Source organism: uncultured Mobiluncus sp., from assembly GCF_947254095.1.
Classification (GTDB): Bacteria; Actinomycetota; Actinomycetes; order Actinomycetales; family Actinomycetaceae; genus Mobiluncus.
In genome coordinates, this window is record NZ_CAMYBV010000016.1 from 23,489 (window position 1) to 45,698 (window position 22,210).

The window sequence follows — 22,210 nt, forward strand, 5'->3', positions numbered from 1 at the left end:
ATTTACGATTCATTTTTCCTCGTGGTGTCTTGTCCCTTAGATTAATGTGGGGTAAGCGCGGCAACAAGACTGAAACAATACTGAGATGGGTACTGCGGTAAGCTCTACCGACAGTGAGAGGTTCACCGCTCTTTCCGTCTATACTCCAAACGCCACGAAGTCAAGTGTTTGTAAAAAACACTGAGAATCTGATAGAAATGGGTGTAAGAGGAGCCTCATCTAGGTGGAGGCCGGGGTCAGAGGAATTCCGGCATTCTGTCTAAAATCCCGAGAGAACGAGGCGAAAACACGCGAAAGTGGCGGAGAGATGCGCAAACTTTTTATACTTTACGGCCCACAGGGGGCCGGCAAAACGACGTTTGTGCAGGAAAATAAGCTCGAAGAGTTTTCCGTCAGCGCTGATGAAGTGCGTCGCATGTTTTCCCGCTATGTTCCCGCTCTCGATGGCGACAAGGTCTTAATCGCCGGGGAACATTTGCAGCGTTTGACCCGCCGCATTGTGCAAGAACAAGCTGATAACTTGATGTTTCTGGGCTCTCCGGTCATCATCGATGCGGTCAATGCCTCGCCACGCTCACGTTCGCAGTGGGAAGCGCTGGCGGATTCGCACGGCTACGACGTCTTAGCGGTGGACTTTACCCAGGTTAGCCGGGAGGAATTGCTGTCCCGTAACCTCAAACGCGGGGGAGACCGGATTCCAGATATTGAGTCATTCTTGGATCGCTTCGATTCCGTTCCGCCGCCGCAGACCATCACCCCGGCACAGATGCTGGATTGTTTTAAAACTTGTCAGGTTGACCTGGGCAATCGGCCGGTGCGGGTGGTTGGCGATGTGCAGTCCTGCGGGGGCGCCTTAGAACAGGCTGTGGCAGAACTGGGCACTCCGGACGCCAAGTGGATTTTTGTGGGCGACTTGTTTGACCGCGGTCCCGATGCCGGAAAAGTCTGGAAAATCCTGCGCTCCGTAGACAACGTGGTGATCACCGGAAACCACGAGAAATCCCTTTTGAACGCCTTGAAAGGACGAGGCACCAAGAGCGCCACCGCGGAATCTGTGAAACAGTTACTGACCGCTGGTGCGACCCGCCAACAACTCGAAGATTGGTATCGTTCCACCGTGCCGTTCTATGACTTCCGAGTCGGGGGGACGCCCGCCACGCCCTCAGTTTCCGATGCTCAGGGAACGAAATCTGAACCGGAGAAACGCCCGGGAGCTCGCGAATATTTTGTATCCCACGGTGGGGTATATCCAGAAACCATCAGAGAAATCCGCCGCACCGGCTACTGCGATTTACCTGATGATTACTTTATTTTTGGGGCGGGTACGCGCGCCAACACCTATCGGCGGCGCTACGAGTTCAAAAACTTCCCTGAAATGGGGGACCATGAAATCGTCCAACTGCACGGGCATCGCAACGAAAGTCGGGAAAACTTTGTGAACCCCGGGGTGATCGACCTCGAATCCGGGGTGGACAAGGATGGTTGGCTCTCGGTTTACGCTATCGACGGCGTTACCGGTGAGGGCCAGATTCACAAGTACCGCGAGCCGCGGGACTGATGACCGCAACCACGCTGGTGATTCCGTCAAGGCACCATGGGAAACGTTTATTTCGCGCCGTTTACGTGGTCGGGGTGCGATCCAGTGCGGCCCGTCTCGCCCCGATCCAAACTGTCGAGAGCCGCTCGCGCGGGGGCATCTAGTGCAAACTCCAGCACGGCAAAGTTCTCTCGCATCCTCTCGATATGATTCGACTTCGGGATAACCACGTCGCCGCGCTCTAGAGCCCAACGCAACACGACTTGAGCTGGGGTCCGCCTCAGGCGTTTGGCGGTCTCAATCAAAACCGGGGTGTCAAAGAACCGGCCTCGCGCCAGGGGAGACCAGGCCTCAATGACCCCGCCATGCGCTTTGGTGAATTCCCTAACCGCGTTATTGGCAAACCATGGGTGTACTTCAACCTGGTTGACCTGCGGAAAAATCCCCGTCTCAGATTGCAGTCGCTGCAGATGCGAGACTTCAAAGTTCGACACCCCCACGTGACGGGCTCGCCCATCAGCCACGAACTCCTGCAACACCCGCCATAAACCGGGATAGTCCCCGCCGTAAGCCTCGGGCATTGGCCAGTGAATGAGGAACAAATCCACGTAATCGGTTTGCAGACGCTGCAATGACTCGGCAAAAGTGCGGCGGGCTACATCAGGCTCGTGATGGGGATTGTTCAGTTTGGTGGTTAAGAAGAACTCGCTGCGCGCGATTCCCGATGCCTGCAGGGCCGCGCCAACTTGCGCTTCATTTCCATACATTTGGGCGGTATCAATGTGCCGATACCCCACTTCCACCGCGTTCTCCACGATTTCTTGGGCATTTTCGGGAGCAATTTTATAAGTACCGAAACCTAGTTGAGGAATCCTCGCGACCGGAGAACCTGAGCTGTCGTCGCCGCACCCGAGGGGAAGCAGCGGAACCCCAAAACTGTCCACCACGGCTTGTGACTCCGTCATTTTCCCTCCATTCTGGCGGTGGTGCCGCCTGAGAAACGAAACACGATTACTCTACGGATTTCACCTTATAAATCATCAGCCCGCCAATCACGAACATCACGGCCATCGCGCTGAACAAGACCGTGTAGCCAATGGAATAGCTGGCGATGAAGACAATTACCGGAACTCCAAAGATGGGGGCTAACACCTGCGGGAGGGTCGCGGAAATGTTGAAAACACCGAGGTCACGACCGGAATCGTCAGTGGGAGGAAGGACTCGGGTGGTGATTGCAAAGCTCACCGCGATGAAAATACCGTGGCCAATCCCAATAAAGATCGCAGCGAGAATCGTCCAGGTCCAAGTTTGCAAGAACGCGAGGATGAGGCTGCCAATCGCCATGGTGACTGAGGAAATGAAGATGAGCCGTCGGTACTTCATCAGATAGTCGGCGACAAAACCGATGATGAAGGCGCTAAACATGGTGAGCAGCGCATAAATCGTGGACAAAATCAGCACGCCGGTGGTTGGATTCGGGTAATGCAGCACATCTTCGAGGTAATAGAGCAGGTAAAGCGCTATCGTCATGAACGGTGTGAACATTAGGAGGCGGGAGAGCCAAGTCCAGATGAAATCCGGGTATTTGCGCGGCGGAACCCAGAACCGCTGGAAAAACTTTTTGATGGGGATCGGGTCTCGGCGAGAACCGAGGAAACGGTCGTTGGAGTTCCACAAGTAGGGAGTCACACAGATGGTTAGCAGCAACACTAAGACAACGTAGGCAGCCACGATGCCCATGTAGTTGTGGATTAGATTCGTACACAGGGTTGCCAAGCCGACTCCTAGCAAAGCTCCCAGGTTCTGGCCGGCTCCCAACCAGCCGCCCATTTCTCCGCGGTACTCAATCCTGACTGAATCGTTCGGAATGGCGTTGGTAGCGATAAATGCGGCGTTTAGCGCCGCCTGGGTCAAAACCCACGTTCCCGCCAAAGACGCGGGACACCACGACAAAGTCAAGCCTGCGAGCGCGAAAACTCCGCATAAAACCCCGCCCAAGACCCAAGGCGCCCGACGTCCGTATTTTGAGTAAGTCCGGTCAGACAGTGCTCCGAAAACAGGAGCGGCAATCATCGCCATAAATGCTCCGCAGCCGGTGACTACGGAAAGCACAATTTCTTTTTGGTCGCGAGCTATCATCGAGGCTTGCAAGCCGATGAGTAGCTGAATGGGGGCAAATAAACAGGCATAAATGCCGACCTGAGTCAGCAGAAGGGCGAATTTCCGCTTGGTCGCGGGGACTTCCAGCGGTTCAATGGTTTCTTTCTTGGCGTGAAAAATGCCGGGCGACCAGGAACGCGGCCACCGACGTGGTCCTTGCGTAGCGGGGGTCAGATCCGGAGAGTTCACGCGTTAAGCCTAACGTTAAAACACCTGATTGCAGGACGATTTCGGTCATACAGGGGGCAGAGATGACAAAGATTTCAGGGTCAGGAGGTAGAACCCCACGGACGCGAGCTGAGAAATGATGGAAACGGCAACCATCGCGGGGATATTGAGGTCATAGAGTGCTCCTATCAGCCAAGATCCGAGGAACCAGGCGATTCCAAAGCCGGTTTCAAAAACACCGAACCCGGTGGCGCGCCGATCCTTGGGCATAATTTTGGCTACCGCGGCTTTCATGATGCTTTCTTGGGCGCCCATCCCCAGACCCCACATAACGATGCCAATGACGATGAACCAGGGGTTGCCGCTCAAGAATACGAATGCTGAAAACGGCGCCGTCAGGAGGGTTGAGACAATGAGCGCCCGCAAGCCAATACGGTCGAACCAGGTTCCAAAAATGAGCGCGGCGATGGCGTCGACCGCCATTGCCCCCGCGTAGAGCAGCGCCAATGCCGCTTTCGGGAAAGCCGCAGTTTTCGCGGCATGCAGAGTAATCAGCGTGAAGTCCGTGAAACCGAAAGCGAACAAGCAGATAGCGGCCATATAGAGGGCAAAAGCTCGGTTGAAACGAAAACCGGGGGCGTTCGCGGAAACGGAGGGTAACGCGCTTGTGGGGGCGCCGTCGGAAGGGGTGTCGCCGGTGGGGGTGTCGCCAGTCGGGTCGGGCGCACCAGGTTCCCGGAGCGAGTCAGCCGGGGCGGGGGCGTTTTCCGGCGAGGTGGCGGGTTGGTCAAAAATTTCGGGATGAGGATAGAAGTGCCAGGCTAATACGGTGAGCGCGATGGTGATGAGCGCGGGAATGCCCAAGGTGAGAAAGCCGAGGCGGTAAGTCCCGAACAGGTCTTGCGTGCCGATAATCAGACCAACGAGGAACAGTAGCAGGGGCCCCAGGAATGCGCCGAGTTGGTCGAGGAATTCCTGCAGTGCGAAACCTTTACCAGTACCGATTTCGTCTGCCGCAAAGCTGACCAGGGTATTTTTCGCGGGCTTCTTAATGGCTTTGCCCACGCGTTCCAAAACCACCAGACTGCAGGCAAAAATCCAGCCATTGTCGGGAACGAGCGCGAGAGCGGGAATGGCCAGCACCTGGATGGTGTAGCCGAAAATAATCAAACCCCAGTAGTGCTTGGTTTTGTCTGCCCAAAAGCCTGAGAGCAGGCGCAACGAGTAGCCGCACAGTTCCCCAAAACCGGAGACAAAACCAATGGCTGCCGCTGACGCCCCGGTCAGGTTCAGATACTCACCCAAAACGGAGCGAGCGCCCTCGTGAGTCATATCCGAGAACATGGACACGATACCCATCAGGACAATAAACGTGAACGCTCCGCGCGAAATAGTCCGCGACCAGCGAGGATTGTTCTTTTGCTCCGAATCCGAGGACACCACGGCTTCTATGGTAGTAGTTCAGGGGTAATCACGAGAAGAGGTGAGACGGGCGTTCAGGGTATAGGTTTCAAAATAGAGTCAGCAGGTAGCCATCGATTAAGGCGATGGCACAGTACATGATAAACGCCCTGATGAAAGCGGAGATGTGCTTTCGTGGGTCCTGGTAGAGAGCGGGTTGGGGGAGCTTTGAGAATCTGATGCGCGGGGTGCGTCGCCACCACAGCAAATCAATGACAATTAGGTCGAAAACGTTCAAAGTTTGTCCGAGAATCAGCAGGGAGAGGAAATTATGCGAAAAGTTGCTCTGGCGGATAAATATCCCGAAAACAAATAATATGACTAGAAAGAGGAGGAAATTGGCGGTGAAGGTTAGGAGAGGATTCTGTTCCTTGAACTGGTGTTGGTATTCCGGGAAAGAACGGATACGGCTTTGCACCGCATCGGGGTAAGAACTGTAGTTCTGTAAGTTTTTAGCATCGGTGCCAGTTCCTAAAATGCAGAGCAGGAACAATAGCGCGCACAAAACGGTCGCTTCTATAAACAACATATGAAGTACGTCCAATCATTTACCGGCATGTCGGATAGTTGTTTGGTGTTTAGTCTCCCATAGCGCTAATTTTGTGGCTCTATGACTGTCTTGACAGTAATACTAAACATTCAACATGCGAGGTATGCGGGAACATGTCTACCAGCTTGGCTGCGGCAATCTGGTAGGAACGCATTCGGCGCAGGTCCGCCACCAGGGTTTCCTGGAAACAGGAGGAATAGATGAGGTGGGGGATATCGGATTGCTCCAGCCAGGAGGATAATTCGGGCCCAAGCCCGCGCCGCGGCGGGTTTACCACCACCAAATCTGGCGGTATAAGTTTTTGATTAGTAGCCCACTTAGTCGCATCGGCGGTAATGAAATGCGGCCTAGGCACAACGTCATCGCGGGAGCTCTCAAGGGTGTTCTCAGCGCCTTGCCCCACCGGGCTAGCCGCAGTCGCACCCGCCATTTCGACCACGGCCTTCTTCGCGCCATCAATGGCCGGCCCCACGACTTCCACGCCCGTCACCTGCGCAACCCCGGCGGAACTCAGTGCAAAGGCAAATCCGCCCACTCCGCAATACAAATCCCAAGCGGTTTCCGGCTGGAGTTCGCGCGCCCAAGTGGCAGCTTGTATATACATAGCCTGAGATGCGGCGGTATTCGTCTGGAAAAAAGCCCCCGGCGCCAGCCATAAATCCGTGCCGATACCGGGCATATGTATATATTTTTCTTCGGAAAGGATGATTTCCTCCTGGCCTTCAATGACGGTGGTGTGTTCGGGCTGAATGTTTACCGAAAACACCCGCAGGTGGGGCAACTCGGCCTGAAGCTCGGACCAGGTATTTTCAATCCGATGTAGGGCAGCTTTCGAACGCAACACAAGACGCACCATCAACTCGCCCGCAGGGTTGGCACTGACCAGCGCGTATTTGACTTCGCCCTTAGCGGTGGCGATGTTATAGGGGCGAGCACCGAGACGCTGCAGCCAAGCCCGAATGGGAGCGAAAGCGGCGCGAATTGCCGGTACATACAGCGGACACGACTGTAAATCGACGCCAGCAGGATGATTCTTAGTGGGGGCCAGTCCGAGCACAATCGACTTCTTGGACCCCGACACCACCATTTTTGCCTTATTGCGAAATTCTTTCTGGGGACTGCGGTAAGTTGGCAGCCACTCGAAATGCGACTTCGCAGCGGATGGCTGAGCGGGATTTCGCCGCGAGGAGGGACGGTCCAGAGAGGCCAAAGCTCGGCGTGAGGCCCGTTCCTTGTCCCGCACCTGCTGGCTGTAAGGCACCCCCATGAGGGGACACGACCGGCAGACCCGCGCCTCAAAGTATTCGCAAAACATATCTTCAAGTCTAAGGCCAAGCCACGCCGGTGGCATTAAGCTGAAACACATGAGTGATGAAGTGAAACTGTTGCCGGGACTGAAACTACGTGAGATTACTTTGCAAGTGCCGTTGGATCATCTCAATCCAGCCGCGGGAATGATTGACATATTCGCACGAGTCGTCACCGGTAAGGATGGGGAAAAGCGACCCTACCTGCTGTTCCTGCAAGGCGGACCCGGACATGAGGCGGCTCGGCCATCGTTGTACCCCTCGCCGCAGCCGACCTGGCTGCCCCGTGCCCTTGAGGACTATCAGGTCGTTATGCTCGATCAGCGCGGTACCGGGCGCTCCACCCCGGTTTCGGCGGATCCGGATTTCGGCCCACTGGCAGGGCTAACCCCATCTGAGCAGGCAGAATATCTGACACACTTACGTGCTGATGAGATTGTTCGAGATGCTGAAGCGCTGCGCGCTTACCTGGGTGGAAAGCGCTGGACGCTGCTGGGGCAGTCGTTCGGGGGTTTCACTTCCGTGCGCTATCTCAGCTCCCACCCCGAAGGGCTGTCTGGAGCTATCCTCACCGGCGGACTGACGGCCGTGGGACATCCTATTGAAGATGTTTACGCCGAAACTTGGCGGATCATGATGGATAAATCCGAAACTTATTATCGCCAGTTCCCCGAGGATCGGGACCGGGTGCGCCAGATTTATAACCTGGCTCGGGAGGGGAAGATTATTACGCCCAACGGCGACAAGGTCGGTGCGGATCGTTGGCGTACCGTAGGGATTGTCTTGGGTGCACAAGGCGGGGGCATGAAGTTGCATGAACTGCTGGAAAATGATCCGTTCTCGCCGGCATTTCGTCATGATTTAGCTGCGATGCTGCCATTTGAGGGGCGCAATCCGCTCTATGCCATCCTGCACGAGTCTTGTTACGCGGACGGAGTGGCAACACGCTGGACGGCTAGCCGCACTATGCCCAGGGAAGTGAAACGTGACGGGACACTGTTAGCAGGGGAGCATCTGCCTCGTGACCTGTTTGAGGAATCATCTGAATTGCGGCCTTTGCGCGAAGCTGCCGACATAGTGGCCAATTATGAATGGACACAACTCTATTCGACTGAACGCCTGGCCAGCGCAGACGTACCGGTTGCGGCGGCGGCCTACTATGAAGATGCCTACGTGCCTTTGAAGTTCTCGACCGAAACCGCTGGCATATTAAAAGATTGCCGTCTGTGGGTCACCAGTGAGTATGAACATAACGGTTTGCGCCACGATGCGCGGGTGCTGGATAGGTTAATCGGGCTGCTCAAAGGCCAGATTTTGCAGTAAATTAATATACAGCAAAGGGTATTATTTTTTCGCAGAGCACTTAGAGCACAACCCCGTCAGCTCCACCGTGTGGTGTAAAGCGGAAAACCCCATTTCCTGGCCCATTTCGTTGAGGGTTTCTTCCAACCCCTTCAGATGGAGCTCTTCGGTCTTTCCGCAGCTCCGACACACCAGGTGGTGATGGTGTTCGGAACTTTCGCACTCTCGATACAGGGTAGTGCCATCGGCGGACTTGACCGTGTCCAAGATGCCGTCTTCCGCCAGTGCCGCGAGATTGCGGTAAACAGTCGCCAATCCTACTCGGGTGCCGTTTAGCTGCAGTTTTGTAAAGATGTCGGCGGCTGATTGAAAATCAGTCATTCCTCTGACCGCGGAAAGTACCGCTTCTAATTGTCGCGTTTTGCGCTGCCGAGCGGGGCTTTGGGGTGTTGATTTACCTGTGGTCATTGGTAGTCTCCCTCCCGTTTTTCGCGCTCCTAGCCTAACATTGTGTCTCGTTTTGACAACGTTTTCCAGTTACGTGATAATGAGAACGATTCGCAATAAGAACAAAAACTATAACCCCTGAGGGGAAAGGAAAATATGAAGTTGAAAACAGTTGGCGCCCTGTTCGGCGCTGCCGCACTAGCCGTCAGTATGTCCGCCTGCTCGACCGCAAACGATACACAAACGAAAGACGCGGCGGGAGACGCTGCTGCGACAAAACCGACGGTGTACGCCTCTACTGACGTATGGGCCTCCGTGGCAAAAGCCGTTGTGGGGGACAAGGCAGACGTGATTACGTCCATCGACCAGCCGAACCTGGATCCGCATTCTTATGAAGCCAACGTGAAAGATAAGAAGCTGGTGAACCAAGCCTCCGTAGTAATCGTGAACGGCGGAGGTTACGACGATTGGGCGCTGCAGTTGGCCAAGTCAGCGGATAAAAAACCTACTGTGCTCAATGCGGTGGAGTTGGCTGGCATTGACTGTGGCGAGGAAGCTCACGAACATGAGCACGAGGGTGAAGAGGCTCATGAACACGAACATGAGCACGAGCACGAGGGTGAAGAGGCTCATGAACACGAACATGAGCACGAAGGACACCATCACCACCATCATCACCATTGCTCCGTTAATGAACACGTGTTCTACGATTTGCACGCGGTCAGCGAAGTCGCCAAGGCAGTTGCTAATACGATGAGCCAGACTGACGGCGATAATGCTGCGGCTTATCAGGATGCTGCAAAGGCATTCCAAGGCAAGTTGGATGAATTGGAATCGCAGGCAGAGAACATTAAGGCGCGGGGCGAAAGGCATTCCTTGGCGACCGAGCCATTGGCGAACTACCTGTTGGAGGACGCCGGTATCCATGACCTGACTCCCGAAGAATACGTGGAACAGTCCGAAACGGAATCCGGTCCCAGTGTGAAGACGCAAGCTGACACCAAGGCTCTGATTACGGAGGGGAAAGTTGATGTGCTGCTGGTCAACTCGCAGACCGAAGATCCGGTGTCCCAGGCACTGCAGGATGCTGCTGAGACTAAAGGCATTCCAGTGGTGACGCTGACCGAGACCTTGGCTGGAGCTAGCGACTATGTTAGTTGGATTGGTTCTGCTTTAGACCAGTTAGACAAAGCATTGCAATAATACACGATTAGAGTATAGAACTGTCCGGGCTTCAGAATTGAGCATAGCTCCTGGAGCCCGGACAAAATCCGTTAAGGTAGATGGAATTGGGGGACTGAGGGAAGGACCAGGAAAATGAGCGAAGAACCGCTGTTGGAGATGCGTGACCTAACGCTGAAATATGGCACACGACAGGTATTTTCCGGCTTGAACCTGCGGGTCGCACCGGGACAAGTCGTGGGAATCCTGGGCCAAAACGGAGCCGGAAAAACGACCCTGTTAAAGTCGGTACTCGGTGACGTGAAACCCGCCGCGGGAACCATTTTTCGGCAGGGCTCGGCAAAAATTTCTTACCTTCCGCAACACGGACGTTTCCCGAAATCTGTGCAGATTCGCGGACGAGACGTAGTCTACCTGGGGCTTGACGGAGCGAAACTGGGGTTTTGGACTTCTCCCGGGGCGCGCGAAAAGGTCGAACTCGCAATAGCCCTAGTGGGAGCGCAGAGTTACGCGGATACGCCGATTAGCGGACTGTCCGGGGGAGAGCTGCAGCGTTTACGTATCGCCGCGGCCATTGTGCAACGTCCCGATTTACTGCTGGTTGACGAACCGTTGGCGTCCCTCGACCTTAAGCACCAAACCGACATTGTAAAAATTTTTGGCAATCTGGCGGCGCAGGGCACCGCCATCCTCTTGGTGACTCACGAGTTAAACCCGGTGGAAAAACTGCTGGATACTGTGGTGTATATCGCCCTCGGACGGGCTGCGGTCGGTTCGGTGTCAGAGGTCATGTCCAGCGAAACATTGTCCGCTTTATATGGTGAAGAAGTTCGCGTCGTGAACCTGGGAGGAACGTATTTCGTGGTGGGAGCCCAGAACGGGTCAGAATCCGGCTTTGTGGAGGAAGCCCTGCACGGACACCATCACGCCAGCCATTTTGAATCAGCCGAGTCACCGCACAATCCCAAGGAGGCAGGCCACTGATGGAGGCAATCATCAACTTCCAAGATTTTTGGCAACTGGTACCGTTGGTTCGGGAATCACTGGTCGCCGCAGCAATTCTGGCTGTCGTTTCAGGGATTCTAAGTCCGTTGGTGCAGCTGCGGGACGCGGCTTTTGCGGTTCATGGAACGTCAGAACTGTCTTTTGCCGGAGCATCGGTGGCGTTGTTTCTCGGAGCCAGCGTCACCGGCGGAGCCATCGCGGGATCAATCGTGGCGGCGCTATTGATGTCCGCGACCTACACTCGGCGCTGGGGTACAAATGCTCTCATCGGCGTGCTGTTACCGTTTGGCTTGGGCATCGGGGTGCTGTTCCTGGCGCTTTACAAAGGGCGGTCCGCCAACAAATTCGGCCTGTTGACGGGTCAAATTGTCTCTGTTGATGAGAACCAACTGGCCGTGTTTGCCGTGGTCGGAGTTATGGTTTTGGTTGCTATAGCCCTGTTTGGGCGTCGACTGTATTACGCTGCGGTCGATCCGGTGGTGGCGCTGTCGAAAGGGGTTTCCCCACGAGTGATGAACCTATGGTTCATGCTTATCCTCGGTTTAGTTGTGGCGCTGGCTGTGCAGATGGTGGGAGCGCTGCTGGTTTTGTCGTTGCTGATTACTCCCGGAGCGGCGGCTGCTCGCATTTCTGCCAATCCCTTGCGCCAGCACGCCTGGGCGGTGCTGTTCGCGCTCATAGCCGCCGAGGGAGGTATTCTGCTCTCTCTCGGGCCCGGATTGCCGATTTCGCCTTATATCACTACGATTTCTTTCCTGATATTCCTGATTTGCTGGGTTGTTGGGGCAGTGCGCAGCCAAACCACCTGGGCAAGGCGGGAACAGGCCCTCTCCTGAACTGTCGAGACGGACTTCAAAACGATATCGAAACCGAGAGACCCGCCCCCTACCCTTGTGCAGTGGTGGAAAATAACGCGGGAACCTAAGCCACCACGGGCTCGGCGGGAGCAGAGGTCGGAGTATAGTCCGGTGCTACCGCGGTGACTGATGTCGCCGCATCGCGGAACGCTTGAATCTGAGCCTGAGCGATGGCTTGATCAGGGTGTTCGCCCATCTGGACCAGGTGCATCTGATGAATCCAGAACTGGCTTTCTTCGATGCGCTTAGCCCACATTTCAGCTTCCGCTTTCTTGCGTTTTTGCGTGGCCTTATCAGCTTCGCGCAGGTGCATCCAGCCTTCTGAGACTTTCTTTTGCGCGATTTCCAGACGCTTGCGCTTCGCTTCGGCGGCAGCTTCGCGGGCTTTTTCCATCGCCTTGCGCCGCTCGATTCGTTCCCGGCCTTCTCGGTCGAGCTTTTCCTTGCGCTTCTCGGCTTCCTGTCGACCCAGCTCAGCGGCCTTGGCATACATCTTGATAGCGTTACTCACGGCCTGGCGAGCCTTGGCTTCATAGCTCCGCGCGGCTTCTTCGTCGCCTATATCCACGGCGGCACGAGCCCGCATTGTATATGCCACCGCATCGGCCTCATAGCTGCGTGCCAAACGATTAGCTTGCGCGGAATCAGAGGCAAAACCAATCGAGGTACCCGTCCCGCCTAAGGGGCCGAGACTCTTTGATTTCGCTTTGTTTTGCTTTGCCATCGCGCGGACGCGCGCCTGATCCATCTCAAACCTGTCCAGGGCGTCCAGAGCTTTCTTGTTCTCATCGGTGAGGGTGCCGTTTTCCTTGGCAAAAGAGCGAATTGCGGCGCGCTGAGCCATTCCGGGAACGTACAGATTACGCATCCCGAAATCACGCATGGCAAGCATAGTGGCCATTTCGCCCTCCGTGGCACATAGACTCCTGTCGCCTTCCTAGCGACAGCCTCCATATCGGCAATTGGTTTAAGAATTTTAGGGAATCGCGCGTTTAGTGAGGTTTCTCACACAGGTACTTTTAGTAAAAGAATCGTCAAAAGTTGAGGTTTACGGGGGATATTGCCAGTTCAGCGTGTTTAGGTGAGGTAGGAGGTGGGGTCAGCAAAAGCGCGCGGGGTGGGGAATTTTTGTGGAGCGTCGGCGTGTCGGGTGATTCGAACTAATGTTCGATATAGTGTTTTCCACAGATGAGTCGAAAAGGGACTTTTCCACAGGTAAAGAAACTTTCGATTTTTCGCTTCCGGGGTGGGGCGTAAGTTCATCTTGAGAGCTTCGGAGAGGAGCTCAACAATCACACCCGAACTATTGGAGCGGCGGAGAGCCGCGCAGATGAAAGGAATACACAATGGCAAAAGACGAGCGCGCGAAAGCGTTACAAACTGCGCTAGGTCAGATTGATAAGCAGTTTGGTAAAGGTTCCGTGATGCGGCTGGGCGACTCAGCCGTGAACACGAATGTTTCGGTCATTCCGACAGGGTCAGTAGCCCTGGACGTGGCTTTGGGGATTGGGGGACTCCCGCGGGGCCGCATTATTGAGATTTACGGTCCAGAATCTTCCGGCAAGACCACCGTGGCTTTGCACGCGGTGGCGAACGCTCAGAAACAGGGCGGGAACGCGGCTTTCATCGACGCGGAACACGCTCTCGATCCGGTTTACGCACAAAAGTTGGGTGTGGACATTGATAATTTGCTGGTTTCGCAGCCCGACACAGGGGAACAGGCGCTAGAGATTGCGGATATGTTGATTCGCAGCGGCGGTCTGGACATCATCGTTATTGACTCGGTCGCGGCCCTGGTGCCGAAGGCTGAAATCGAAGGGGACATGGGGGATTCCCACGTGGGTTTGCAGGCCCGGTTGATGAGCCAAGCGCTGCGAAAGATTACCGGGGCGCTATCCGCCACCGGCACCACCGCAATCTTTATTAACCAGCTGCGCGAAAAAATTGGGGTGTTCTTTGGCTCGCCTGAAACCACTACCGGCGGGAAAGCGTTGAAGTTCTACGCTTCGGTGCGTATCGACGTGCGCCGGATTGAGACACTGAAAGAAAATGGGGACGCTATCGGTAACCGGACTCGTGCCAAGGTCGTTAAGAATAAGATGGCGCCGCCTTTCCGCCAGGCCGAATTCGACATCATGTATGGTCAGGGCATTTCCCGAGAAGGTGGCCTGATTGACCTTGGTGTGGAAGCGGGTATCGTGACAAAATCGGGCTCTTGGTTTACCTACGGCGAACTGCAGCTGGGGCAAGGCAAAGAGAACGTGCGGAAGTTCTTGGTGGATAATCCTGAGCTCAGCGCCGAAATCGAAGATAAGATTCTCATCGCTCTGGGCGTGCGTGAGGATCCGAATGCGGCAGCGCAGGCAGAGACTGGCAAGGGCAAGAAACTCGCTGTCGCGATGGATGACGACTCCGCAGATGAGGGTGCGTCCGTCAAGAAGGTTCAAAAAGCCTCATGAGTTTGCGGGTAGTGGATGCGGCGGCGGATGCCGCCGCGGAAGCTGGTTTATCTCTGCTGGATCGGCGGGCTGTTACCGAGACTCAGATGCGCGACTACCTGGCCGAAAAGGGATTCGGTGACGAGGCCATCGATGATGTGGTGGCGGCTTTCGCCGCTCGTGGCTGGCTGAACGACCGCGACTACACCGTGGAGTTCTTGCGTCAGCGCTGCCAGCGCCCCGGGATGTCCCGAGCCAAGTTGGCCGCGGATATGGAAAAGCGTGGGTTGGATTCCCAGTCTATATCCGCGGGCATAGCGGCTCTGGATGCTGAGAATCCAGACTGGGAAACGGAAAACGCCCGGACCCTGCTAGAGAGCAAACTTGCCACGGCGCGCCGGGGCTTGGACCTGAGTAATTTCGAGGATTTCCGGAAACTGAAAGCCAAGCTGTGGCGCTATGTAGCGACACGCGGGTTTTCCTCAGCTCTGGCCACCACCGTAGTCAATACCGTGATGGATGAACTGAAAACGGAGAGTCAAAGCTAGCGTGGGATGAATCGTGAAGGGACGAAACGATGGGTGACGCCGTATCGGCTGATGAATTAGCCGCAAGGGCGCTGGGGAAACTCGCCGAGCAGGGACAATCGCTTTCCTGCGCGGAGTCGCTGACCGGGGGTCTGCTGGCTGATGCTTTTGTCAGAATCCCCGGAGCCTCCCAAACATTTCGCGGCGGAGTCGTGACGTATACCGATGCGGTGAAAACCGCGGTGCTGGGAGTGAGCCCACAGCTGTTGCAAACGAACACCGCTTATGATCCCCAGGTTGCGGTACAGATGAGCACCGCGGCACGACGGTTGTTTCACTCGGATTATGCGCTGTCTACCACCGGAGTTGCGGGTCCTGGCCCGGATGAAGGCGTGGCGCCGGGGACAGGGTATGTCTGTCTGGCCACTCCGCAAGGCACGGAAGTGCGGGAGGTCGACCGGCCAGGTACTCGCCCAGAAGTTCGCGCGGCGTTTGTGCGGGCGGCTTTGGAGTTGCTGGTGTCTCACTTGGGCTGAGAATCCCGGACGCGGCGCGTAGTCGCGGCAGTCGGCGGCAATCGGCGAAAGTGACGGCGTCAGCGGCATGACATAAAATGAGCCGGTGATGGAAACTCCGCGAACTTACCTGGTGAAAACGCTTGGCTGCCAGATGAACGAACACGACTCGGAACGCATGGCTGGCTTGCTTGACGCTGCCGGCTGGGTGCCGGTTGAGGAGGTTCCGCAAAAAGCTGCGCGCGCTACCAACGCCGGAGACGGTGGGGCTGACCTGGTGGTTTTGAATACCTGCTCGGTGCGTGAGGCTGCCGGAACGAAACTCTATGGCCATTTGGGACAACTGGCAGATGTGAAACGAAATCGCCCCGGAATGATGATTGCCGTGGGAGGATGCTTCGCCCAGCAGGAAGGCTCGAAAATCCTCGACCGGGCTCCGTGGGTAGACGCAGTGTTCGGGACGCATAATATCGACGCCCTCCCGGTGTTGTTGAAGCGTGCCGAACACAACCAAGAAGCGGCGGTGGAAATCGAGGAAAGCCTGAAAGTCTTTCCCTCCGTTCTGCCGGCGCACCGGCAATCCCCGGCTTCAGCCTGGGTATCCATCTCGGTGGGATGCAACAACACCTGCACTTTTTGTATCGTGCCTTCCCTGCGGGGTCGGGAACGGGATCGGAATCCCGCCGACATCCTAGCGGAAGTGCAGGCGGTAGTGGATGCGGGAGCCGTGGAGGTGACCTTGCTGGGGCAAAACGTGAACAGCTACGGAATGAGTTTCGGAAGGCGCGGGGCTTTTGCCGATTTGCTACGAGTTGTAGGAAATACGCCGGGGCTAGAACGCTTACGTTTCACGTCGCCCCACCCCGCGGCCTTTACCGAGGACGTCATCGCCGCCATGGCGCAGACCCCGACGGTGATGCCTTCCCTGCATTTTCCGCTGCAATCCGGTTCGGACCGGATTTTGCGGCAGATGCGCAGGTCTTACCGCTCCGAACGGTTCTTGAAGATTCTTGAGGAAGTCAGGAGCGCTATCCCCGAAGCCGCCATCACCACCGATGTCATCGTCGGATTTCCTGGCGAAACTGAATCTGACTTTCAAGACACCCTCGACGTTCTGCGTGAGGCTCGGTTCCAAGCCGCGTTTACGTTTATTTACTCCCGGCGGCCCGGAACCCCCGCGGCCGACCGAGACGACCAGGTGGACCCGGAAGTCGTGGCGCAGCGCTACCAAAGACTCTTGGAACTGCAAGAAAAAATCACCTTGGAGGAAAACGAAAAGCTGGAGGGGCAGACGGTGGAGGTTCTGGTCACCGCGGGTGGCCGCAAAGACGAAGTTACTGCGCGAATGAGCGGACGTGCCCGAGACAATCGTTTGGTTCACTTTGCGGTTCCCCAAGGCGTTAAGGTCCGTCCCGGGGATTTTGTGACGGTCGGTGTGACCCACGGTGCACCGCACCACCTCGTGGCGGATTCCGCCCTCACTCCAGGCGGCGTATTCACCGTTCGCCCCACTCGCGCCGGCGACCTGTGGGAAGCGACACACCTCGAAAAGACTCGCGGCACCCTCTTGGGAATGCCCGGACGCAAGCTGGGACCAACGAAATAGGACCAAACCGTGATTGTTGCGATTGTGGGGCCGACCGCTACGGGAAAAAGCAACCTGGGGCTGGACTTCGCACAGCGAGTGTCCCGCGACCCGGAGCTAAAAGCTAGGTTTCCGAGCGGGGTAGAGATTATTAGCGCGGACGCTTTCCAACTCTATCGGGGCATGGACGTGGGTACGGCGAAAACCCCGGAATCCCAACGCCACGGGATTCCGCACCATCAGATAGACGTGCTGTGGCCTGATGCAGAAGCCTCGGTGGCGGCATATCAGAAATATGCCCGCTTTGACGTGACGGCGATTGAAACACGTGGAGCTTTACCCCTGGTAGTGGGGGGTAGCGGGCTGTACGTGCGGGCGCTGTTGGATGTGTTGGAGTTTCCACCCACCGACCCCGCGGTTCGCGCCCGGTGGGAGGCGCAGGCAGAGCAACTCGGGGCGCCCCAACTGCACGAAATCTTGCAGCGTAAAGACCCGAAAGCAGCCGAAACCATCGAGCCGCTCAATGCGCGTCGCCTGGTCAGAGCCTTGGAAGTGATGGAAATTACCGGGCGCCCATTCTCCGCGACTTTGCCGCGCGGGGAATACTGGCAGCCCGACACCCACGTCTTTTACCTGACGCGAAACCTTGATGAGCTGGACGAACGCATCAATGCGCGATCGCACGAAATGTTTAGCCAAGGACTGCTCGAGGAAACGGCACGACTTGCTGCAGACCGGGCTCACCCTCTGGGGATTACCGCGCAAAAGGCCACCGGATACAGCCAAGCTTTGGCGGTGCTACGCGGTGAGATGACGGTGGAGGATGGTATCACGGCCACCGCTTTGGCGACCCGACAGCTGTCCCGGCGACAAATCAAGTGGTTCCGCCGCGACAAACGGGCAACAGAAGTCGCCTGGAGTCACATGAGCTTAGAGGAACAGGGTCGGAGCTTTTTTGCGCAGGTTCGCAGCCAGATTCTGGGTCACTGACATCCCCGTCACGATTTCCGTGTCTAGCTGGCGTTCACTCAGGCCTTCGCCCACGGAAACCAGGTAATCAAAACGCAGGTAGGGTTGGGTTCGCATCCCCAGAACAGAAGTCACGCCCAAGGCGTTGAACGTATTTAACTCATTGATGGCATCGAACAAGTTTTCGGCAGGGAACGGCTGTCCCAGCTCAACCAGCAGAGACGTGGACAGCCAGGTGTCTTCCCCGAATAGCCGCAAAACCATCAAGTCGTCCGAATCGCGCAGTCGCAGCACCGTCCCGTCACGGTATACTCGCAGGTCGAGGCGGTCTGTGGCCTGGGCAACCGACTCCATACTGACCGGCGCGGTGAGAGAATTATCCGAAAACCCCGGAACAATTTGGACGATGTTCTGTTTGGGCAGCAGGTCATGGTGGGAAAAGTCCGTTTCCGCATCCAGTTCGCAGGGGAAATCGGCTTCTACCCCGGAAAAGAAACGGTCAGCCATAATCAAAGCCAGCAGCAGATGGGCTTCCAGCTGCTGGTCACCCATACCGACAGTGACCTGGGCGTTCGTCTGGGTACAGAGATGATAGTGATTGTCGTGCAAATAAGTCACCACTCGTGGGCCGACAGCCTCGCGATTGTGGTGCAGGATGTAGGGCAGCAGCCGAGAGCGTTCATGGACGGAAACCGTGGCGCGCCAGACCGAGCGCATGCGCAAGACCCCCGTCACCAAGTCAATGTAACTGGTGGCGGTTGCGCCAGGCATCATCACCGTGCGCCTAGAGTCGTAAACGTCCACCACATAGCTGCGAGAAGCGCCATCGAGGGCTTCGCAGATGCGTTCTAGTGTCACCACCCGCGGACGTTGAGCGGTCAATTGCGGCATAATTTAATGTTACGGGGCAGGCTCGTGCTTTGGGTGAAAACGGGGGTCCGAATAATTGAGCCACCTCTAACTCCGCAGTTCACAAGGGAATCGGTCGTTTTGTAGGTGACGCTCGGGGGAGGCTGTAAGCCCGCGGCGCGGGTTCCTTTGCCGGAGACTTTCGGGGTGCCTCAGGCGGCGCTCCGTCGCAGCTGCAGCACCCGAAATCCTTTCGAGGAGGCGATTTTTTCCCCGGTCCAGCCGTGTTCGTTTAGATATGCCAGGAATGGATCAGATCCGAGGTTGCGTCCCATCACCAGGTAGGCGACCCCATCTGGCTTTAAACGAGTTCGCCAGGCCTCCCACATTGCGTGCAGGGCTGTTTTGCCCACGCGCACCGGCGGGTTGGACCAGATAACATCCACAGAGTTGGGACCCAGGGTAGCAAAAGCGTCAGCTTCGCTCAGGGCTTGGATGTTGTGCAATCCATTAGCGGCTGCGTTTGTCCTGGTCAGCTCGATAGCGCGAATGTTTACATCCACGGCGTAAACCTGGGCGGAGGGCTGCTCGGCGGCTAAAGTCAGCGCCAGCGGTCCCCATCCGCAGCCCACATCGACGAAAACTCCTGACCCCCCCAGCTCTGACACGGAAGGCAGAGGGGGAACCTTACGCAACAACACCTCAGTGCCCTTGTCCAAACCATGACCAGAAAAAACCCCGTGAGCAGTCATGACACGAAAATCACGACCGGCTAGAGACACGGTTAGCTCCCGAGTGGAACCCTCGGAATGGGGAGTGGCTGCGAAATAGTGCTCGCCGGCAGGCTGCGAACTCAACTGGTCTCCTAACTTGTCTCAAAAAAGTTTAGCGACCACGTGGCTGATTAAGGAAGTGAGCACGCTGACAATCAACCCCAGCAGGAACGCTCCCAAAACGCTGTGTGTAAAGAAAAATAGGCAAACGCCCGCGCCCAGGGCGGAAAGTACGAACTCAACCATCCACTCCAGCAACTGCGGAATATGCAGGCGCAACGCCACGGCTTGTGCCGCCTCGTCCAAAATGACTAAAACGACCGTAACCAGCAATGACAGACTGAGGTAGGGCCAAAAATCTTCAAAGATAATCGCAATCTCTTGAGGACCCCAGCCGGAGAGCAGCAGCACACACAGGGTGGGAATCATCAGTACCAGCAGATTTCCCAGCAGCCGTGCCGCGATGTTGGCGATTTCCACAGGGGAGCGCGGGCCGGTAGTCTTCGCGGGACGGTTCGCGGCAGCGCGGGGTTCCGAGGGCTGCGAAATCCGTTGTGTGTGGCCTGGAGCGATGGGGTTTTGCGCCGTTTCTGAGGGATGGTCCGCAGAAGCGGTGCCGGGCGGGTTCGCGTTTTTTTCCTGTTTCGTCTCTGGGGACGATGCCGGGGCGCTAAAGGTCGGAGCGCCGGGATGGGGATAGACTGTTTCGTCCCCGGTCGTCTCCGTGGTTGCTGGCGATGCGGTGATTTCAGCAGCGGAATCTGTCGGAGCTTCTATCTCAGCAGGCTGCGAGGGGTTCGCGGCGGTTAGAGCGGGACCGGAATCAATGGTCTTTGGCTTGGTTCGACGCAGTCGTTCGGGAACCATGATGGTGGAATCGAGTTCGGCCGCTTCGAGGATGATTTCTTCCTCGGAACGCCAGTCAGGCACATTGAACAGAGCCTTGTGGCGTTTCTTAAGGCGTTCATCGGCAGGATTAGGGACGGGAGCCGTGCGGGGGAGCGACTGGCCGAACGGGGACGCACGCCGAGCAGACGGAGCGTCAAAATTTTCGTCTCCAGGGTCCGTTGTATCCTTTAAAACCAAAGCTCAAACCTTTACTTGCATGGGCCGGGGGATACCCTAAATTCTAGGCGGAAGGACTATAACTTGCAGGAAAACACGGAGGATTACCCAAACTTGGGTTTCCTTTCGGGTGCGCCGCAGGCGGGAGGCCAGACCGCGTCGAACAATCCGACCCGGTCCCAGCCCGACGCTGCCGAGCAAGCCCAGTGGTGGGCCGATCGCTATGCCTTGGGGCGGGTGGAATCCATCGGTTCTGAGCTACAGGACATCAGCGAGGTTGAATACCGTGAAGTTCGCCTGGAAAAAGTCATTTTGGTGGGGATTTTCGCCGCCGACCGGGATGAGGCCGAACTGTCGCTGCAAGAGCTTGCCGCCCTGGCGAAAACGGCGGGAGCTGTCGTGCTGGCCGGGCTGCTGCAACGGCGCGAGAAACCTGACGTGGCGACTTTCCTGGGACGAGGCAAAGCCCACGAACTGCAAGCTCAGGTGGCGGCTCTCGGCGCGGATACCGTCATCGTCGATGATGAGTTAGCCCCCAGTCAACGCCGGGCCCTGGAGGACGTGGTAAAGGTCAAGGTCATCGACCGCACTGCCCTCATTTTGGATATTTTTGCCCAGCACGCCACCTCACGGGAAGGCAAAGCCCAGGTGGAACTGGCTCAGCTGGAATACCTGCTGCCGAGGTTGCGCGGCTGGGGCGAATCGATGAGCCGGCAGGCTGGCGGACGTGCCGCCGCGGGTGAAGGTATCGGCGCGCGCGGACCCGGTGAAACCAAGATTGAACTCGATCGGCGCCGAATTCGGTCCCGGATGGCTCGGCTGCGGAGCACCATAAAATCTTTGGCTCCGACACGTGAAGCGAAACGAGCCAGTCGTAAGGCTGGGGGAGTACCCGCGGTGGCGATTGTGGGCTACACCAACGCGGGCAAGTCCTCGCTGCTGAATCGGCTGGCGGGGGCCAATCTGTTGGTGCATGATGCCCTGTTTGCCACTCTTGATCCCAGCGTGCGCCGGACCCATACTCCGCAAGGGCGGGAATACACTCTGACGGATACGGTTGGGTTCGTGCGGCGCCTGCCTACCGAACTGGTGGAGGCTTTTCGTTCGACTTTGGAAGAGACCGCTATGGCCGATTTGATTTTGCACGTCGTGGACGGTTCCAACCCCGACCCGTTGGCGCAAGTCGCCGCGGTTGACGCCACTCTGGAGGCTGTGGAGGGCATCGAGGACGTCCCGGTCATGATGGTGGTAAACAAAATCGATCAGGCTTCGGCTCCCGCCCTCGCGCTGCTGCGTCATTCCTTACCGGAGGCGTACTACGTTTCCGCACGGACCGGAGAAGGTATCGAGGCGCTGCAGGAAGCCATCGCCGAGCGACTGCCCTGGCCGGGGCAGCGGGTTAGGGTGGTGGTGAAGTGGGAAAACACAGGTCTGCTGGAACGGATTTATCGTGACGGAAAACTCTTGACCCGCCAGAATCGTGAGGACGGCACCTTTGTAGATGCCTGGGTAC

At 56.8% G+C, this 22,210-nt stretch carries 21 protein-coding genes; 11 read left to right on the forward strand and 10 right to left on the reverse strand.

Annotated elements, in window-relative coordinates; genetic code table 11:
• Nucleotides 1-307: 307 nt before the first annotated feature.
• Nucleotides 308-1,558 carry an AAA family ATPase gene (locus tag Q0X47_RS06530; protein ID WP_297724068.1) on the forward strand — a complete coding sequence of 417 codons (1,251 nt, stop codon included), beginning with the start codon at nucleotides 308-310 and terminating at the stop codon, nucleotides 1,556-1,558.
• A gap of 47 nt (nucleotides 1,559-1,605) precedes the next feature.
• Here the strand turns inward: Q0X47_RS06530 and Q0X47_RS06535 are convergent, their stop codons facing one another.
• The 5 genes from Q0X47_RS06535 to rlmC form a co-directional block, all read right to left on the reverse strand.
• The gene (locus Q0X47_RS06535; protein ID WP_297724070.1) at nucleotides 1,606-2,502 is read right to left on the reverse strand and encodes an aldo/keto reductase; all 897 of its coding nucleotides are present in this window, start codon (nucleotides 2,500-2,502) and stop codon (nucleotides 1,606-1,608) included.
• A 46-nt stretch (nucleotides 2,503-2,548) separates the two neighbouring features.
• Nucleotides 2,549-3,886, reverse strand: a complete 1,338-nt coding sequence (locus tag Q0X47_RS06540) for an MFS transporter (protein WP_297724072.1) — start codon at nucleotides 3,884-3,886, stop codon at nucleotides 2,549-2,551.
• Between the two features lie 45 nt (nucleotides 3,887-3,931).
• Nucleotides 3,932-5,305: an MFS transporter gene (locus tag Q0X47_RS06545; protein ID WP_297724075.1), complete on the reverse strand. Its 1,374-nt coding sequence runs from the start codon at nucleotides 5,303-5,305 to the stop codon at nucleotides 3,932-3,934.
• Between the two features lie 70 nt (nucleotides 5,306-5,375).
• On the reverse strand, nucleotides 5,376-5,855 hold the full coding sequence (locus tag Q0X47_RS06550) for an ABC transporter permease (RefSeq protein WP_297724077.1): 480 nt from the start codon (nucleotides 5,853-5,855) through the stop codon (nucleotides 5,376-5,378).
• 79 nt (nucleotides 5,856-5,934) lie between these two features.
• Nucleotides 5,935-7,191 carry a 23S rRNA (uracil(747)-C(5))-methyltransferase RlmC gene (rlmC, locus tag Q0X47_RS06555; protein ID WP_297724079.1) on the reverse strand — a complete coding sequence of 419 codons (1,257 nt, stop codon included), beginning with the start codon at nucleotides 7,189-7,191 and terminating at the stop codon, nucleotides 5,935-5,937.
• A 49-nt stretch (nucleotides 7,192-7,240) separates the two neighbouring features.
• Here rlmC and Q0X47_RS06560 point away from each other — a divergent pair, with 49 nt between their 5' ends.
• Nucleotides 7,241-8,506, forward strand: coding sequence for an alpha/beta fold hydrolase (locus Q0X47_RS06560; RefSeq protein ID WP_297724081.1), 1,266 nt, complete (start codon nucleotides 7,241-7,243; stop codon nucleotides 8,504-8,506).
• A 21-nt stretch (nucleotides 8,507-8,527) separates the two neighbouring features.
• Here Q0X47_RS06560 and Q0X47_RS06565 read toward each other — a convergent pair whose 3' ends face one another.
• Nucleotides 8,528-8,953: a Fur family transcriptional regulator gene (locus Q0X47_RS06565; protein WP_297724083.1), complete on the reverse strand. Its 426-nt coding sequence runs from the start codon at nucleotides 8,951-8,953 to the stop codon at nucleotides 8,528-8,530.
• Nucleotides 8,954-9,088: 135 nt separating this feature from the next.
• On the opposite strand from Q0X47_RS06565, the gene Q0X47_RS06570 reads away from it, so the two are divergent.
• The 3 genes from Q0X47_RS06570 to Q0X47_RS06580 all read left to right on the forward strand — a co-directional run bounded on the left by Q0X47_RS06570 (nucleotide 9,089) and on the right by Q0X47_RS06580 (nucleotide 11,955).
• Nucleotides 9,089-10,135, forward strand: coding sequence for a metal ABC transporter solute-binding protein, Zn/Mn family (locus Q0X47_RS06570; RefSeq protein ID WP_297724085.1), 1,047 nt, complete (start codon nucleotides 9,089-9,091; stop codon nucleotides 10,133-10,135).
• A 114-nt stretch (nucleotides 10,136-10,249) separates the two neighbouring features.
• Nucleotides 10,250-11,098, forward strand: a complete 849-nt coding sequence (locus Q0X47_RS06575; RefSeq protein ID WP_297724087.1) for a metal ABC transporter ATP-binding protein — start codon at nucleotides 10,250-10,252, stop codon at nucleotides 11,096-11,098.
• On the forward strand, nucleotides 11,098-11,955 hold the full coding sequence (locus tag Q0X47_RS06580) for a metal ABC transporter permease (protein WP_297724089.1): 858 nt from the start codon (nucleotides 11,098-11,100) through the stop codon (nucleotides 11,953-11,955). The genes Q0X47_RS06575 and Q0X47_RS06580 overlap by 1 nt, the downstream gene beginning before the upstream one ends.
• 85 nt (nucleotides 11,956-12,040) lie before the next feature.
• Here the strand turns inward: Q0X47_RS06580 and Q0X47_RS06585 are convergent, their stop codons facing one another.
• A complete protein-coding gene (locus tag Q0X47_RS06585) occupies nucleotides 12,041-12,877 on the reverse strand; it encodes an exopolyphosphatase (protein WP_297724091.1) in 837 nt (278 codons plus the stop codon).
• A gap of 445 nt (nucleotides 12,878-13,322) precedes the next feature.
• On the opposite strand from Q0X47_RS06585, the gene recA reads away from it, so the two are divergent.
• The 5 genes from recA (at nucleotide 13,323) to miaA (ending at nucleotide 18,031) form a co-directional block, all read left to right on the forward strand.
• Nucleotides 13,323-14,435, forward strand: coding sequence for a recombinase RecA (gene recA / locus Q0X47_RS06590; protein ID WP_297724093.1), 1,113 nt, complete (start codon nucleotides 13,323-13,325; stop codon nucleotides 14,433-14,435).
• Nucleotides 14,432-14,962 carry a regulatory protein RecX gene (locus Q0X47_RS06595; protein ID WP_297724095.1) on the forward strand — a complete coding sequence of 177 codons (531 nt, stop codon included), beginning with the start codon at nucleotides 14,432-14,434 and terminating at the stop codon, nucleotides 14,960-14,962. Before recA ends, Q0X47_RS06595 begins: the two co-directional genes overlap by 4 nt.
• Nucleotides 14,963-14,991: 29 nt before the next feature.
• On the forward strand, nucleotides 14,992-15,477 hold the full coding sequence (locus Q0X47_RS06600; protein WP_297724097.1) for a CinA family protein: 486 nt from the start codon (nucleotides 14,992-14,994) through the stop codon (nucleotides 15,475-15,477).
• Nucleotides 15,478-15,565: 88 nt separating this feature from the next.
• Nucleotides 15,566-17,062, forward strand: coding sequence for a tRNA (N6-isopentenyl adenosine(37)-C2)-methylthiotransferase MiaB (miaB, locus tag Q0X47_RS06605; RefSeq protein ID WP_297724111.1), 1,497 nt, complete (start codon nucleotides 15,566-15,568; stop codon nucleotides 17,060-17,062).
• A 9-nt stretch (nucleotides 17,063-17,071) separates the two neighbouring features.
• Entirely contained in the window at nucleotides 17,072-18,031 is a 960-nt protein-coding gene (gene miaA, locus Q0X47_RS06610; protein ID WP_297724099.1) for a tRNA (adenosine(37)-N6)-dimethylallyltransferase MiaA, read from the forward strand.
• Here miaA and Q0X47_RS06615 read toward each other — a convergent pair.
• From Q0X47_RS06615 to Q0X47_RS06625, 3 genes are all read right to left on the reverse strand, one after another.
• Nucleotides 17,972-18,901: a hypothetical protein gene (locus Q0X47_RS06615; protein WP_297724101.1), complete on the reverse strand. Its 930-nt coding sequence runs from the start codon at nucleotides 18,899-18,901 to the stop codon at nucleotides 17,972-17,974. The genes miaA and Q0X47_RS06615 overlap by 60 nt on opposite strands.
• Nucleotides 18,902-19,071: 170 nt before the next feature.
• Nucleotides 19,072-19,716, reverse strand: a complete 645-nt coding sequence (locus tag Q0X47_RS06620) for a class I SAM-dependent methyltransferase (protein WP_297724103.1) — start codon at nucleotides 19,714-19,716, stop codon at nucleotides 19,072-19,074.
• Between the two features lie 18 nt (nucleotides 19,717-19,734).
• Nucleotides 19,735-20,718: a hypothetical protein gene (locus Q0X47_RS06625; RefSeq protein ID WP_297724105.1), complete on the reverse strand. Its 984-nt coding sequence runs from the start codon at nucleotides 20,716-20,718 to the stop codon at nucleotides 19,735-19,737.
• Nucleotides 20,719-20,733: 15 nt separating this feature from the next.
• On the opposite strand from Q0X47_RS06625, the gene hflX reads away from it, so the two are divergent.
• Nucleotides 20,734-22,210 (forward strand): GTPase HflX (gene hflX, locus Q0X47_RS06630; protein WP_297724107.1); only part of this gene is annotated, 1,477 nt, incomplete at its 3' end.